The sequence below is a fragment of the Streptomyces sp. NPDC057697 genome, from assembly GCF_042799335.1.
Taxonomy (GTDB): domain Bacteria; phylum Actinomycetota; class Actinomycetes; order Streptomycetales; family Streptomycetaceae; genus Streptomyces.
Genome location: NZ_JBHVJA010000002.1, coordinates 139,507 through 153,716, shown reverse-complemented (window position 1 = coordinate 153,716; position 14,210 = coordinate 139,507). Strand labels below are relative to the sequence as shown.

The window sequence follows — 14,210 nt, the reverse complement described above, 5'->3', positions numbered from 1 at the left end:
ACCTTGGGGGGGCGCATCTCTGGGTCGTATTTTATCTACGGGTGGTGTTGGGGGCTTACTGTTCCCCCTATCGGGCGAACGCTGGGGCCCGGGGCGCCCTGGCCCGCCGCGCCCGACTGCACACGTACTGCGGGGTTCTTCGCTCAGCCCTTGTCGGACTTGAGTGCCTCCATCGCCCGCTCGGTCACGTCGGTGACCTTGCCGAGCGCGGAGATGGTGACCACCAGGTTCTGGGCCCGGTAGTAGTCGATGATCGGCTCGGTCTGCGAGTGGTAGACCTCCAGCCGGGTGCGGACGGTGTCCTCGGTGTCGTCGTCGCGCTGGTACAGCTCGCCGCCGCAGACGTCGCAGACGCCCTCGGACTTCGGCGGGTTGTACGTCACGTGGAAGACGTGCGAGCCGTCGTTCCGGCAGATCCGGCGGCCGGCGATGCGCTTGACCACCTCGTCCTCGGGGACCTCCAGGTCCAGGACCGCGTCCAGCTTGGCGCCCTCGTCCTTGAGCATGGCGTCAAGGGCCTCGGCCTGACCCACGTTGCGCGGGAAGCCGTCCAGCAGGAAGCCGTTCTCGGCGTCCGGCTGGGACATGCGGTCCTTGGCCATCCCGATGGTGACCTCGTCCGGAACCAACTTGCCGGCGTCCATGAAGGAGCGGGCCTGCTTGCCAAGGTCGGTGCCCTGGCTGATGTTGGCGCGGAAGAGATCGCCCGTGGAGATCTGCGGAATCGACAGGTTCTTGGCAAGGTACGCAGCCTGCGTTCCCTTGCCGGCACCGGGCGGCCCGACGAGGACGATTCGCATCAGCGGAGGAACCCTTCGTAATTGCGCTGCTGGAGCTGACTCTCGATCTGCTTCACGGTCTCCAGACCCACACCCACGATGATCAGGATGCTCGTCCCGCCGAACGGGAAGTTCTGGTTTGCGCCGCCGAAGCCTGCCAACGCCATCGTCGGCACAAGAGCGATCAGACCCAGGTACAGCGAGCCCGGCCAAGTGATCCTGTTGAGCACGTAGCTCAGGTACTCGGCAGTAGGTCGACCAGCCCGGATACCCGGGATGAAGCCACCATACTTCTTCATGTTGTCGGCGACTTCCTCGGGGTTGAACGAAATCGCCACATAGAAGAAGGCGAAGAAAACGATCAACAGGAAGTACGCCGTGATGTAGTACGGGTGGTCGCCCTTGACGAAGTTGTCCTTGATCCAGGTCGCCCAGCCCGCGGTGGAGTTGGAGAACTGGACGATCAGGGCGGGAATGTAGAGCAGCGAAGAAGCGAAGATGACGGGGATCACACCCGCCTGATTCACCTTCAGCGGAATGTACGTCGAGGTACCGCCGTACGACCTGCGGCCGATCATGCGCTTCGCGTACTGCACCGGGATACGGCGCTGGGCCTGCTCGACGAAGACGACGAGGCCGACCATCACGAAGCCGATCAGGATGACGGTGCCGAATTCGATCCAGCCGTCGGCCAGCTTGCCGCTGGTCTTGATGGCCCAGAGGGCGCCCGGGAAGCTGGCGGCGATCGAGATGAACATCAGGATCGACATGCCGTTGCCGATGCCGCGGTCGGTGATGAGCTCACCGAGCCACATCACGGCCGCGGTGCCCGCGGTCATCGTGATGACCATCACGATGGTCGTGAAGATCGACTGGTTCGGCACGATCTGGTCGGCGACCGGGCAGCCGCTGAAGAGGGCGCCGCTGGTGGCGGTGGCCACCAGGCCGGTGCCCTGGAGGATGGCGAGCGCGACGGTCAGATAACGCGTGTACTGCGTGATCTTGGCCTGGCCGGACTGCCCCTCCTTCTTGAGCGCCTCCAGTCGGGGAATGACCACGGTCAGCAGCTGAAGGATGATGCTGGCCGTGATGTACGGCATGATGCCGAGCGCGAAGATCGTGATCTGCAGCAGTGCACCACCGCTGAACATGTTCACCAGGCCGAAGAGGCTGTTGTTGCCCTTGCTGGCCTGATCAACACAGGTCTGGACGTTCTCGTAGCTCACTCCCGGTACCGGGATGTGTGCCCCGAGCCGATAGAGCACGATGATGCCGAGCGTGAAGAGCAGCTTCTTGCGCAGGTCGGGCGTCTTGAACGCCCGGGCGAACGCGGTGAGCACGGTGCCTCCTGCGACCCCCGCGCAGAGCGTAGAGGTGACGGTCTTGAGGATCGACGAATACGTAAACAGTCAAAGGTCCCCGGGCGGGTGCCCAGGGGTTACCACACAACGACGCACGCCACCTTACCGGCGACCATGCCCCCCTAGGAACGACCAACCGGGGATGCCCCATATGAGAGGCATCCCCGGTCGGATGTTCAAGCCATCGAGTTGTCTCAGACGAGCTCGGTGACGGTGCCGCCGGCGGCGGCAATCTTCTCCTTGGCGGAGCCGGAGACGGCGTCAACCGAAACCTGCAGCGCCACGGAGATCTCGCCCTGTCCGAGGACCTTGACGAGGTGGTTGTTGCGCACCGCACCCTTGGCGACCAGGTCGGCCACGGTGACCTCTCCACCCTCGGGGTAGAGCGTCGCGAGCTTGTCCAGGTTCACGACCTGGTACTCGGTGCGGAACGGGTTCTTGAAGCCCTTGAGCTTCGGGAGACGCATGTGGAGGGGCATCTGCCCACCCTCGAAGCGCTCCGGAACCTGGTAGCGGGCCTTGGTGCCCTTGGTGCCACGACCGGCGGTCTTACCCTTGGACGCCTCACCACGACCCACACGGGTCTTGGCGGTCTTGGCGCCCGGGGCGGGCCGGAGGTCATGGGCCTTCAGCGGCTTGTTCTCCGCCATGTCAGTCGACCTCCTCAACCGTCACGAGGTGGCGGACGGTGTGCACCATTCCGCGGAACTCGGGGCGGTCCTCCTTGACAACCACGTCGTGCAGGCGCTTGAGCCCGAGCGAACGCAGGGTGTCGCGGTGGTTCTGCTTGCTGCCGATGTACGACTTCGTCTGCGTGATCTTGAGGCGAGCCATTACGCACCCGCTCCCGCACGCGCACGAAGCAGGGCCGCGGGGGCGACGTCCTCGAGGGGCAGACCGCGGCGGGCCGCGATCTCCTCGGGACGCTGCAGGCCCTTGAGGGCCTCCACGGTCGCGTGCACGATGTTGATCGCGTTGTCGGAGCCGAGCGACTTCGACAGGATGTCGTGAACGCCGGCGCACTCCAGAACGGCGCGCACCGGGCCACCGGCGATCACACCGGTACCGGGGGAAGCCGGCTTGAGCAGGACGACGCCCGCGGCCTTCTCGCCCTGGATCGGGTGAGGAATGGTGCCCTGGATGCGCGGAACCTTGAAGAAGTTCTTCTTGGCTTCTTCCACGCCCTTGGCGATGGCCGCGGGAACTTCCTTGGCCTTGCCGTAGCCGACACCGACGGTGCCGTCACCATCGCCCACCACGACCAGCGCGGTGAAGCTGAAGCGACGACCACCCTTCACAACCTTGGCGACGCGGTTGATCGCGACAACGCGCTCAACGTACGCGGTCTTCTCGGCGGCAGCTGCGCCGCCGTCACGGCCCTTCCGGTCCCGCCGCTCGCCGCCACCGGCACCGCTTCCGCGGCGCTGGGGTCCAGCCATTGGATTTACCTCTCTCTGTTACGTCCGCTGTGCGTAGGAACCGGGCTCAGAACTTCAGACCGGCTTCACGGGCGGCGTCAGCCAGAGCGGCAATCCGCCCGGCGTACTGGTTACCACCGCGGTCAAACACGACGGCCTCGACGCCTGCGGCCTTGGCGCGCTCAGCGACCAGGGCGCCGACCTGCTTGGCCTGGGTGCTCTTGTCGCCCTCGCCACCACGGATGGAGACGTCCAGGGTCGACGCCGACGCGAGCGTGTGGCCCGCGATGTCGTCGATGACCTGGGCCACCATGTGGCGGTTGGACCGCGTCACGACCAAGCGCGGACGCTCCGGCGAACCGGAGATGTGCTTGCGGACGCGGATGTGGCGACGCTTGAGGGCGGCACGCTTGTAGGCGTCGCCCTTGGCGATCTTCACGCCGTATGCCATGGCTACTTACCAGCCTTTCCGACCTTGCGGCGGATGACCTCGCCGGCGTACTTGACGCCCTTGGCCTTGTACGGGTCAGGCTTCCGCAGCTTGCGGATCTTGGCCGCGGTCTCGCCGACCTTCTGCTTGTCGATGCCCTCGACGGAGAACTTCGTGGGGGACTCCACCTTGAAGGTGATGCCCTCCGGGGCCTCGATCAGGATCGGGTGGCTGTAGCCCAGGGCGAACTCCAGGTTGGAGCCCTTCGCCTGGACGCGGTAACCGACACCACTGATCTCGAGCGCCTTGGTGTATCCCTGGGTCACACCGGTGATCATGTTCGCCACCAGCGTGCGGGACAGGCCGTGCAGGGCCTTGTTCTGACGCTCGTCGTTCGGGCGGGTGACGCTGAGGAAGCCGTCCTCACCCTTGGTGACCTCGATCGGCGACGCGACGGTGTGCGAGAGGGTGCCCTTGGGCCCCTTCACCGCGACCGTGCGGCCATCGATGGTGACGTCCACACCGGCGGGAACCTGGATGGGGAGCTTGCCGATTCGCGACATGAGCTATTCCTCCGTTCCCGACTACCAGACGTAGGCGAGGACTTCCCCACCTACGCCCTTCTTGCTGGCCTGCTGGCCGGTCAGGAGACCGTGGGACGTGGAGATGATCGCCACGCCCAGGCCGCCGAGGACCTTCGGCAGGTTGGTGGACTTTGCGTATACACGCAGACCCGGCTTCGAGATTCGCTTGATGCCGGCGATCGAGCGCTCGCGGTTCGGGCCGAACTTCAGCTCGAGGACGAGGTTCTTGCCGACCTCGGCGTCCTCGACCTTCCAGCCGGTGATGAAGCCCTCCTGCTGGAGGATCTCCGCGATGTGCGACTTGATCTTGCTGTGCGGCATCACGACGGAGTCGTGGTACGCCGAGTTCGCGTTACGCAGACGCGTGAGCATGTCTGCGATGGGATCAGTCATGGTCATGAATTGGCCTTCGGCCTCTCTCGCCGGGGTTTCCTGTATGCGCCATCCCTCTCCCCACTCAGAGGCAGGACGGGTGCGGTGCGGGGACCTACGGCGTAGTAAGTCGGTCTAGGGCGGCAGGCGCCCAACCCCACAAGCCTACGGCATGTGAGGGCGGGCTCCTGCCGACCAGATGCTTACCGAGAGCTTCCGTCAATTCCCAACGCCCAAAGGGCGAAGGAGAATTACCAGGAGCTCTTGGTCACGCCCGGCAGCTCGCCGCGGTGAGCCATCTCACGAAGGCACACGCGGCACAGGCCGAACTTGCGGTAGACGGAGTGGGGCCGGCCGCAGCGCTGGCAGCGGGTGTACCCGCGAACGCCGAACTTCGGCTTACGGGCGGCCTTAGCGATCAGAGCCTTCTTCGCCACGGTCAGTTCTCCTTGAACGGGAAGCCGAGGTGACGAAGGAGGGCACGACCCTCGTCGTCATTGGTCGCCGTGGTGACCACGGTGATGTCCATGCCCCGGACCCGGTCGATCTTGTCCTGGTCGATCTCGTGGAACATGACCTGCTCCGTGAGACCGAAGGTGTAGTTGCCACGGCCGTCGAACTGCTTCGGCGACAGACCACGGAAGTCACGGATACGCGGCAGCGCGAGCGACAGCGTACGGTCCAGGAACTCCCACATCCGGTCACCGCGGAGGGTGACGTGGCAGCCGATCGGCTGACCCTCGCGCAGCTTGAACTGCGCGATGGACTTGCGGGCCTTGGTGACGGCCGGCTTCTGACCGGTGATCGTGGTGAGGTCGCGCACGGCGCCGTCGATCAGCTTGGAGTCGCGGGCGGCGTCGCCCACACCCATGTTGACCACGATCTTGACCAGGCCGGGAATCTGCATGACGTTCTCGTAGGAGAACTCCTCACGCAGCTTGCCGGAGATTTCCTCGCGGTACTTCGTCTTCAGACGCGGAGTGGTGGTGGTAGCCATCAGATGTCCTCACCCGTCCGCTTGGCAACGCGGATCTTGTTGCCTTCGTCGTCGAAGCGGTAACCGACGCGCGTGACGACCTTGTTGCCGTCCTTCTCCACGACGAGCTGAACGTTGCTCACGTGGATGGGGGCCTCGGTCGTGACGATGCCACCGGTCTGCGAACCGCGAGCGGTCTGACCAGCCTTGGTGTGCTTCTTGACCCGGTTGACACCCTCGACGAGGACGCGGTCCTGAGCGGGGTAGGCCACGATGACCTTGCCCTGCTTGCCCTTGTCCTTACCGGTGATGACCTGAACCAGGTCGCCCTTCTTGATCTTCATGCTTACAGCACCTCCGGCGCGAGCGAGATGATCTTCATGAACTTCTTCTCGCGCAGTTCCCGGCCCACCGGGCCGAAGATGCGGGTGCCGCGGGGGTCACCGTCGTTCTTCAGAATGACGGCGGCGTTCTCGTCGAAGCGGATGTACGAGCCATCCTGACGGCGACGCTCCTTGACGGTGCGAACGATGACGGCCTTGACGACGTCACCCTTCTTCACGTTGCCACCGGGGATCGCGTCCTTGACGGTGGCGACGATGACGTCACCGATGCCCGCGTAGCGGCGACCCGAACCACCGAGAACACGGATGGTGAGGATTTCCTTCGCACCCGTGTTGTCGGCGACGCGAAGTCGCGACTCCTGCTGGATCACGTCTATCTCCTGATCGTCTGCCGGTTCCCGGCGGGGGCCGCTCCGTCACCGGAACGGGCCCCCGCCGAGCCTGGCGGAACTTGCCTGAGGGGAATGCCCCTCAGGAATTACTTGGCCTTCTCGAGGATCTCGACGACGCGCCACCGCTTCGTGGCGGACAGCGGCCGGGTCTCCATCAGGAGGACGCGGTCGCCGACGCCGGCGGCGTTCTGCTCGTCGTGCGCCTTGAGCTTGTTCGTACGGCGGATGACCTTGCCGTACAGCGCGTGCTTGACACGGTCCTCGACAGCGACGACGACGGTCTTGTCCATCTTGTCGCTGACGACCAGACCCTCACGGGTCTTGCGGAAGCCGCGGTCGGTGTTGCTGGTCTCAGTCACAGTCTTCTCGCTCATCAGGCGCTCTCCACCGTCTCGATGCCCAGCTCGCGCTCGCGCATCAGGGTGTAGATCCGGGCGATGTCCTTACGGACGGACTTGAGCCGGCCGTGGTTCTCGAGCTGCCCGGTCGCCGCCTGGAAGCGGAGGTTGAACAGCTCTTCCTTGGCCTCGCGGAGCTTGTTGAGGAGCTCCTCGTTGCCCAGCTCGCGCAGCTCGGACGCCTTGGTACCGGCCGACATCACGACTCACCTGCCTCGCGCCGAACGATCCGGCACTTCATCGGAAGCTTGTGAGCAGCGCGGGTGAGCGCCTCACGAGCAATCTTCTCGTTCGGGTAGGACAGCTCGAACATCACCCGACCCGGCTTGACGTTCGCGATCCACCACTCGGGAGAACCCTTACCGGAACCCATGCGGGTCTCGGCCGGCTTCTTCGTCAGGGGACGGTCCGGGTAGATGTTGATCCAGACCTTGCCGCCACGCTTGATGTGGCGGGTCATCGCGATACGAGCTGCCTCGATCTGGCGGTTCGTCACGTACGCCGGGGTCAGCGCCTGGATGCCGTACTCGCCGAACGCAACCTGCGTGCCACCCTTGGACATACCGCTGCGCTTCGGGTGGTGCTGCTTGCGGTGCTTGACCCTACGGGGGATCAGCATTTCGGTCAGGCCTCCGTTCCGGTGCTCTCGGCAGCCGGAGCGGCAGCGGCGGGAGCCTCGGCCTTGGGGGCCTCGGCAGCCGGAGCCGACTGCTGCTGCGGCTTGCGACCGCGGCCGCCACGCTCGCCACCGCGGCCACCACGGCCGGCCGGGCGGTCAGCGCCGCCACGGGCCGGGCGGTTGCCTGCGCGGGCGGCGGCGTTCTCGGCGCGGACCTCGGCGATGTTCTTGACGTCGCCCTTGTAGATCCAGACCTTCACACCGATGCGGCCGAAGGTCGTCTTGGCCTCGAAGAAGCCGTAGTCGACGTTCGCGCGGAGCGTGTGCAGGGGCACACGGCCCTCGCGGTAGAACTCCGAGCGGGACATCTCGGCGCCGCCGAGGCGGCCACCGCACTGGATCTTGATGCCCTTGGCGCCGGCCTTCATCGAGGACTGCATGCTCTTGCGCATGGCCCGACGGAAGGAGACGCGGGAGGAGAGCTGCTCGGCGACGGCCTGGGCCACCAGCTGAGCGTCCACCTCGGGGTTCTTGACCTCAAGGATGTTCAGCTGGACCTGCTTGCCGGTCAGCTTCTCCAGCTCGCCACGGATGCGATCGGCCTCGGCGCCGCGGCGGCCGATGACGATGCCCGGACGGGCGGTGTGGATGTCGACACGGACGCGGTCGCGGGTGCGCTCGATCTCGACCTTCGAGATGCCGGCCCGCTCCATGCCCTTCGTCATCATGCGACGAATGGCAACGTCTTCCTTGACGTAGTCCTTGTACAGCTTGTCGGCGTACCAACGGGACTTGAAGTCCGTGGTAATGCCGAGCCGGAACCCGTGCGGGTTTACCTTCTGGCCCATTACCGGGTTCCTTCCTTGCTGCTGACGACCACGGTGATGTGGCTGGTCCGCTTACGGATCCGGTAGGCACGGCCCTGAGCACGCGGACGGAACCGCTTCAGGGTCGGGCCCTCGTCCACGTACGCCTCGCTGATGACCAGCGAAGAGGCGTCGGTGTGGTCGTAGTTGTGTGCGGCGTTGGCAATGGCGCTGTCCAGCACCTTGCCAACCGGCACGCTCGCGGCCTGCGGGGCGAAACGCAGGACCGCCTGAGCCTCCGTGGCATCCATGCCACGGATGAGGTCCACCACGCGGCGGGCCTTCATGGGCGTGACGCGGATGTACCGCGCCTGGGCCCTGGCTTCCATGGTTGTCCCTTCGGTGTAAGTCATAGTCAGTCACCCCGCGTTAGCGGCGCTTCGACTTCCGGTCGTCCTTGACGTGGCCGCGGAAGGTGCGAGTCGGCGAGAACTCGCCGAGCTTGTGGCCGACCATCGACTCGGTGACGAACACCGGGACGTGGATCTTGCCGTTGTGCACCGCGATGGTGTGACCCAGCATGGCCGGGACGATCATCGAGCGACGGGACCAGGTCTTGATGACGTTCTTGGTGCCTGCCTCGTTCTGAACTTCCACCTTCTTGATGAGGTGGCCGTCGACGAAGGGCCCCTTCTTGAGACTGCGCGGCATCTAAACCCGCTCCTAGCGCTTCTTGTTCGTCTTGCGGCGGCGGACGATGTACTTGTTCGATGCCTTCTTCGGCGAACGAGTACGACCCTCCTTCTGACCCCACGGCGAGACCGGGTGGCGACCACCGGAGGTCTTGCCCTCACCACCACCGTGCGGGTGGTCAACCGGGTTCATCGCGACACCGCGGACGGTCGGGCGGACGCCCTTCCAGCGCATGCGGCCGGCCTTGCCCCAGTTGATGTTCGACTGCTCGGCGTTGCCGACCTCGCCGATGGTGGCGCGGCAGCGGGCGTCGACCAGGCGGATCTCACCCGACGGCATACGAAGGTGGGCCATGGTGCCCTCCTTCGCCAGCAGCTGCACGGAGGCACCCGCGGAGCGGGCGAACTTCGCGCCGCCGCCGGGCCGCAGCTCGATGGCGTGGATGGTCGTACCGACCGGGATGTTGCGCAGCGCCAGGTTGTTGCCGGGCTTGATGTCGGCGGCCGGGCCGTTCTCGACACGGTCGCCCTGCGACAGGCCACGCGGCGCGATGATGTAGCGCTTCTCGCCGTCCGCGTAGTGCAGGAGCGCGATGCGCGCGGTGCGGTTGGGGTCGTACTCGATGTGCGCGACCTTGGCCGGCACGCCGTCCTTGTCGTGACGACGGAAGTCGATCACTCGGTAGGCGCGCTTGTGGCCACCGCCCTGGTGGCGAACGGTCACACGACCGGCGTTGTTACGGCCGCCCTTGCTGTGCAGGGGGCGGACCAGCGACTTCTCCGGCGTGGACCGCGTGATCTCGACAAAGTCGGCGACGCTGGAGCCACGACGGCCCGGGGTCGTCGGCTTGTACTTGCGGATACCCATTTCTCAGTCCTCGTCCGATTCCGGACGATCCAGACCGCCCTCAGGCGGTCGGACCGCCGAAGATGTCGATACGGTCGCCCTCGGCGAGGGTCACGATGGCGCGCTTCGTGTCGGCGCGCTTGCCGAAACCGGTGCGGGTGCGCTTGCGCTTGCCCTGCCGGTTGATCGTGTTGACCCCGGTGACCTTGACCGAGAAGACCGCTTCCACGGCCTGCTTGATCTGGGTCTTGTTGGAGCCGGGCGCGACGATGAACGTGTACTTGTTCTCGTCGAGCAGCGCGTAGCTCTTCTCGGACACGACCGGCTTGACGAGAACGTCGCGCGGGTCCGAGTAGGTCTTGCTGGTAACGGTCGCCTCGCTCATCAGGCGTCGCTCCCTTCGGTCTCAGCGGTCTGGGGGCCAGACACGAAGGACTCGAAGGCGGCCTGGGTGAAGACCACGTCGTCAGAGACGATCACGTCGTACGTGTTCAGCTGGCCCGGCTCCAGGATGTGCACCTGGGGCAGGTTGCGGGCGGACAGCCACGCGGCCTCGTCGGCGCGGTCGACGACCAGGAGCAGGTTCTTGCGCTCCGAGATCTTGCCGAACAGCGTCTTGGCGGCCTTGGTGGAGACGGCACCCTCGACCACGCCGGTGACGACGTGGATGCGGGAGTGACGGGCCCGGTCCGAGAGGGCACCGCGCAGGGCGGCGGCCTTCATCTTCTTCGGGGTCCGCTGCGAGTAGTCACGCGGCTGCGGGCCGTGGACGACGCCACCGCCGGCGAACTGCGGCGCACGGGTCGAACCCTGGCGCGCGCGGCCGGTGCCCTTCTGGCGGTACGGCTTGCGGCCACCGCCACGGACTTCGCCGCGGGTCTTGGTCTTGTGCGTGCCCTGACGGGCAGCTGCCAGCTGGGCGACAACGACCTGGTGGATCAGCGGAACGCTGGTCTTGGCGTCGAAGATCTCCGCGGGGAGCTCGACGGTCCCGGCCTTGTCGCCTGCCGGCGAAAGGATGTCAATGGTGCTCATCGGTTCCTCAAGCCCCCTTGGCCGCGGTACGGACCAGGACGAGGCCGCCGTTCGGACCAGGGACTGCGCCCTTGATGAGGAGCAGACCCTTCTCCGCGTCAACCGCGTGGATGGTCAGGTTCTGGGTGGTGACCCGCTCGTTGCCCATACGACCCGCCATGCGCATGCCCTTGAAGACACGGCCGGGGGTGGCACAGCCACCGATGGAGCCAGGCATACGGTGCACACGGTGGGCACCGTGGGACGCCTTGCCACCCTTGAAGTTGTGACGCTTCATCACACCGGCGAAGCCCTTGCCCTTGCTCTTGCCCGTGACGTCGACCTTGACGCCGGACTCGAACACCTCGGCAGTGACCTCCTGGCCCAGCGTGTACTCGCTGGCGTCAGGGGTGCGGAGCTCCACCAGGTGGCGGCGCGGGGTCACGTCGGCCTTGGCGAAGTGGCCCTTGAGGGGCTTGTTCACCTTGCGGGGGTCGATCTCGCCGAAGGCGATCTGGACTGCCTCGTAGCCGTCGTTGTCGTTCGTGCGGACCTGGGTGACGACGCAGGGCCCGGCCTTGACGACGGTCACCGGGACGACCCGGTTGTTCTCGTCCCAGACCTGGGTCATGCCGAGCTTCTCGCCCAGGACGCCCTTAATGTTCTTAGCCATCTCGCGCGTCACCTCAGAGCTTGATCTCGATGTCGACGCCGGCCGGCAGGTCGAGACGCATCAGCGAGTCAACCGTCTTCGGCGTGGGGTCGAGGATGTCGATGAGGCGCTTGTGCGTGCGCATCTCGAAGTGCTCGCGCGAGTCCTTGTACTTGTGCGGCGACTTGATGACGCAGTACACGTTCTTCTCAGTGGGCAGCGGCACCGGGCCCGCGACCGACGCACCAGTGCGGGTCACCGTCTCGACGATCTTCTTCGCCGAGGAGTCGATGACCTCGTGGTCGTAGGCCTTGAGCCGGATGCGGATCTTCTGTCCCGCCATGGCTACTAGTAGTCCTGTCTCTCGTAACGCTCTGGAACCCGGGGGCTCTGACGACTCCACCTCCGACCCACGCGGTCGGGCGTGTCGCATCCCCTCTACGCAGATCTCCCGAAGGATTTCCCAACCAAGGGGGTGCGGGCCCGAGGACCGCAGGACCGGGGGCGAAACACCCACCGGGCGCCTGGCCGGTGCCCCACTGACGCTTCCCGGAAGATTCCCGTACGTCCGACCCGCGAGGGGTCGACGAGTACTGTGGGACTCGCTTCCGGTCCTCCCGGCGGGAGGCGCGCAGCATTGACACTCAACCGAGCAACCTGGTCAGTGTGCCATACGGGGCGTGAGCCTGGCCAATCGGGCGGAGGATCTTACCCCCCGCGCCCGCTCGGTCAAACGCGGGCGCGCAGCGGGCGCCGTGCCGGGCGCCCTCGTCCTAATTGGGTCGAGCGATGCGGACGGCCCCACCTAGAGTGACCGGCCGGGCCGGACCTTCGTCACCAGGGGCATCGATCATGCGTACGCACTACCCACGCACCGCCCATCTGCCCTGGTCCCCCGGAGCCACCTCGGACGACGTACGGATCGCGGATCTCGCCGCGCTGACCGGCCGCGAGGTCGTCGTCACCGAGAAGCTGGACGGCGAGAACACCACGCTCTACGCCGACGGGCTGCACGCCCGCTCCCTCGACTCCGCGCACCACCCCTCGCGGGGCTGGGTGAAGGCCCTCCAGGGCCGGATCGGGGCGCGGATCCCGGACGGGTGGCGGGTGTGCGGCGAGAACATGTTCGCCCGCCACTCCATCCCGTACGAGAACCTGGAGAGCTACTTCCACGGCTTCTCCGTCTGGGACGGGGAGCGCTGCCTGGACTGGGACCGGACCGTGGAGTTCCTGCGGGAGCTGGGGATACCGGCGCCGCCCGTGCTGTGGCGCGGGGTGTTCGACGCCCGCGCCCAGAAGGCGCTGCGGGCCCTGCGGCTGGACACCGCGCGGCAGGAGGGGTACGTCGTACGGCCCGCGGACGGCTTCGGGGCGGCGGACTTCGGGCGGCTGGTGGCCAAGTGGGTGCGGCCCGGTCATGTGCGGACCGATACGCACTGGATGCACGCCGCCGTCGTCCCGAACGCGCTCGGCCCGGCCGCCGCCCTGTGGGCCGTACGGTCCGGGGCACCGGTCGACGCGGCGGCGCTGGCCGCCGCCACGGGCACGGACGCGGGGGACGCCGGGGCCGCCGCCGCGATGGGCGACGCCCTGGACGCGCTGGGCCGGACGGGTGAGGACCGGCTGGCCGGGGTGCTGGCCGCGCTGCTGCACCGGGGCCGCCGCGCCGCGCTCGCCCCCGCGCTGGCCCCCTCGCTCGGGATGCCGCTCGCCCGCCGCGTCGCCGACCTGGTCGGCCTCCACCCCGGGCTGCACCGCCCCTACCCGGACGAGGAGCGCCGCACCGGACTGGTCCGGATGTCGTTCGCCGCCAATCTGCCGCTGCTGCACGCGCTGGCCGCCACGGTGGCGGACGGCGCCGGGGCGCGCGAGCAGGTGGAGTGGTCGGCGCTGCACGCGGAGGGCCTGGCGGAACCGGCCGGGCTGCGGGAGGCGTTCGCGGAGCTGGAGCCGGACGCCGCCGACCGCTGCCTGGCGCAGGCCCGTGAGGCGTACGCGCTGGGCCGGGTCACCACCGCCGGGGAAGCGGTCGCCGCGACCTGGCGCTGGCGGGACGGGGACTTCCCGCGCCTGGTCCAGCTGGTCGGCCCGTCCGGCAGCGGCAAGAGCACCTTCGGGCGCGCCCTGCCCGGCGTCGACACCTATCTCTCGCTCGACGATCTGCGCTCCGCCCGCGGCTCGCGCGCCGACCAGAAGGCCAACGGGGACGTGCTGCGCGAGGGGCTGGACCGGCTGGACGCCGCGCTCACCGCGGGTGCCACGGTGGTCTGGGACGCCACCTCCCTCAACGTCCACCAGCGTTCCCTGGTGCACGCGGTCGCCCGGCGCCGGGACGCGCTGCTCACCCATGCCGTGGCGCTGGTGGACGAGGCGGAGCTGATCCGCCGCAACGGGCGCCGCAGCCACCCCGTACCGCCCGGGGTGCTCACCTCGCAGCTGCGCAGATTCGTGCCCCCGTACCCCGGCCAGGCCCACCGCACCTGGTACATCGGCGCGAGCGGGACCGTGGAGGACCGGGCGTAGGGA

Annotated in this window: 24 protein-coding genes; 1 reads left to right on the top strand and 23 read right to left on the bottom strand. The window is 67.1% G+C overall.

The window, feature by feature from the left end; all coding sequences use genetic code 11:
- Positions 1–143: 143 nt before the first annotated feature.
- From ACFVFH_RS05835 to rpsJ, 23 genes are all read right to left on the bottom strand, one after another.
- Entirely contained in the window at positions 144–800 is a 657-nt protein-coding gene (locus ACFVFH_RS05835; RefSeq protein WP_383763923.1) for an adenylate kinase, read from the bottom strand.
- On the bottom strand, positions 800–2,119 hold the full coding sequence (secY, locus tag ACFVFH_RS05830; protein WP_329818620.1) for a preprotein translocase subunit SecY: 1,320 nt from the start codon (positions 2,117–2,119) through the stop codon (positions 800–802). Before secY ends, ACFVFH_RS05835 begins: the two co-directional genes overlap by 1 nt.
- Positions 2,120–2,334: 215 nt before the next feature.
- Positions 2,335–2,790 carry a 50S ribosomal protein L15 gene (rplO, locus tag ACFVFH_RS05825; protein ID WP_018550610.1) on the bottom strand — a complete coding sequence of 152 codons (456 nt, stop codon included), beginning with the start codon at positions 2,788–2,790 and terminating at the stop codon, positions 2,335–2,337.
- A 1-nt stretch (position 2,791) separates the two neighbouring features.
- Positions 2,792–2,974 (bottom strand): 50S ribosomal protein L30, encoded by a 183-nt coding sequence (rpmD, locus tag ACFVFH_RS05820; protein ID WP_018550611.1) that lies wholly within the window; start codon positions 2,972–2,974, stop codon positions 2,792–2,794.
- Positions 2,974–3,579: a 30S ribosomal protein S5 gene (gene rpsE / locus ACFVFH_RS05815; protein WP_072485533.1), complete on the bottom strand. Its 606-nt coding sequence runs from the start codon at positions 3,577–3,579 to the stop codon at positions 2,974–2,976. Before rpsE ends, rpmD begins: the two co-directional genes overlap by 1 nt.
- Before the next feature lie 46 nt (positions 3,580–3,625).
- Entirely contained in the window at positions 3,626–4,009 is a 384-nt protein-coding gene (gene rplR / locus ACFVFH_RS05810; RefSeq protein WP_093540756.1) for a 50S ribosomal protein L18, read from the bottom strand.
- Positions 4,010–4,011: 2 nt separating this feature from the next.
- Positions 4,012–4,551 (bottom strand): 50S ribosomal protein L6, encoded by a 540-nt coding sequence (gene rplF, locus ACFVFH_RS05805; RefSeq protein WP_093540757.1) that lies wholly within the window; start codon positions 4,549–4,551, stop codon positions 4,012–4,014.
- A 21-nt stretch (positions 4,552–4,572) separates the two neighbouring features.
- A complete protein-coding gene (gene rpsH / locus ACFVFH_RS05800; protein ID WP_037688013.1) occupies positions 4,573–4,971 on the bottom strand; it encodes a 30S ribosomal protein S8 in 399 nt (132 codons plus the stop codon).
- 224 nt (positions 4,972–5,195) lie between these two features.
- On the bottom strand, positions 5,196–5,381 hold the full coding sequence (locus ACFVFH_RS05795; protein WP_003948630.1) for a type Z 30S ribosomal protein S14: 186 nt from the start codon (positions 5,379–5,381) through the stop codon (positions 5,196–5,198).
- A gap of 2 nt (positions 5,382–5,383) precedes the next feature.
- Positions 5,384–5,941 (bottom strand): 50S ribosomal protein L5, encoded by a 558-nt coding sequence (gene rplE, locus ACFVFH_RS05790; protein ID WP_072485537.1) that lies wholly within the window; start codon positions 5,939–5,941, stop codon positions 5,384–5,386.
- Positions 5,941–6,264 carry a 50S ribosomal protein L24 gene (gene rplX, locus ACFVFH_RS05785; protein ID WP_003966949.1) on the bottom strand — a complete coding sequence of 108 codons (324 nt, stop codon included), beginning with the start codon at positions 6,262–6,264 and terminating at the stop codon, positions 5,941–5,943. Before rplX ends, rplE begins: the two co-directional genes overlap by 1 nt.
- Before the next feature lie 2 nt (positions 6,265–6,266).
- Positions 6,267–6,635, bottom strand: coding sequence for a 50S ribosomal protein L14 (gene rplN, locus ACFVFH_RS05780; RefSeq protein WP_003966950.1), 369 nt, complete (start codon positions 6,633–6,635; stop codon positions 6,267–6,269).
- Between the two features lie 107 nt (positions 6,636–6,742).
- Positions 6,743–7,030: a 30S ribosomal protein S17 gene (gene rpsQ / locus ACFVFH_RS05775; RefSeq protein WP_383763919.1), complete on the bottom strand. Its 288-nt coding sequence runs from the start codon at positions 7,028–7,030 to the stop codon at positions 6,743–6,745.
- Positions 7,030–7,254, bottom strand: a complete 225-nt coding sequence (rpmC, locus tag ACFVFH_RS05770) for a 50S ribosomal protein L29 (RefSeq protein WP_015035581.1) — start codon at positions 7,252–7,254, stop codon at positions 7,030–7,032. Before rpmC ends, rpsQ begins: the two co-directional genes overlap by 1 nt.
- Complete coding sequence (rplP, locus tag ACFVFH_RS05765) at positions 7,254–7,673, bottom strand: 50S ribosomal protein L16 (protein WP_014047785.1); 420 nt, start codon at positions 7,671–7,673, stop codon at positions 7,254–7,256. Before rplP ends, rpmC begins: the two co-directional genes overlap by 1 nt.
- Positions 7,674–7,678: 5 nt before the next feature.
- Positions 7,679–8,521, bottom strand: coding sequence for a 30S ribosomal protein S3 (gene rpsC, locus ACFVFH_RS05760; RefSeq protein ID WP_093540760.1), 843 nt, complete (start codon positions 8,519–8,521; stop codon positions 7,679–7,681).
- Positions 8,521–8,868: a 50S ribosomal protein L22 gene (rplV, locus tag ACFVFH_RS05755; RefSeq protein ID WP_004571827.1), complete on the bottom strand. Its 348-nt coding sequence runs from the start codon at positions 8,866–8,868 to the stop codon at positions 8,521–8,523. Before rplV ends, rpsC begins: the two co-directional genes overlap by 1 nt.
- A 40-nt stretch (positions 8,869–8,908) precedes the next feature.
- Positions 8,909–9,190, bottom strand: coding sequence for a 30S ribosomal protein S19 (gene rpsS, locus ACFVFH_RS05750; RefSeq protein WP_093540761.1), 282 nt, complete (start codon positions 9,188–9,190; stop codon positions 8,909–8,911).
- Positions 9,191–9,202: 12 nt separating this feature from the next.
- Positions 9,203–10,039: a 50S ribosomal protein L2 gene (rplB, locus tag ACFVFH_RS05745; RefSeq protein WP_072485540.1), complete on the bottom strand. Its 837-nt coding sequence runs from the start codon at positions 10,037–10,039 to the stop codon at positions 9,203–9,205.
- Positions 10,040–10,079: 40 nt separating this feature from the next.
- A complete protein-coding gene (gene rplW, locus ACFVFH_RS05740; RefSeq protein WP_189544130.1) occupies positions 10,080–10,403 on the bottom strand; it encodes a 50S ribosomal protein L23 in 324 nt (107 codons plus the stop codon).
- Positions 10,403–11,053, bottom strand: coding sequence for a 50S ribosomal protein L4 (gene rplD, locus ACFVFH_RS05735; protein ID WP_327369309.1), 651 nt, complete (start codon positions 11,051–11,053; stop codon positions 10,403–10,405). Before rplD ends, rplW begins: the two co-directional genes overlap by 1 nt.
- 7 nt (positions 11,054–11,060) lie before the next feature.
- The gene (gene rplC, locus ACFVFH_RS05730) at positions 11,061–11,705 is read right to left on the bottom strand and encodes a 50S ribosomal protein L3 (RefSeq protein WP_072485542.1); all 645 of its coding nucleotides are present in this window, start codon (positions 11,703–11,705) and stop codon (positions 11,061–11,063) included.
- A 13-nt stretch (positions 11,706–11,718) separates the two neighbouring features.
- A complete protein-coding gene (rpsJ, locus tag ACFVFH_RS05725) occupies positions 11,719–12,027 on the bottom strand; it encodes a 30S ribosomal protein S10 (RefSeq protein WP_003948644.1) in 309 nt (102 codons plus the stop codon).
- 509 nt (positions 12,028–12,536) lie between these two features.
- Here rpsJ and ACFVFH_RS05720 point away from each other — a divergent pair.
- Positions 12,537–14,207 (top strand): RNA ligase family protein, encoded by a 1,671-nt coding sequence (locus tag ACFVFH_RS05720; RefSeq protein WP_383763916.1) that lies wholly within the window; start codon positions 12,537–12,539, stop codon positions 14,205–14,207.
- Positions 14,208–14,210 lie beyond the last annotated feature (3 nt).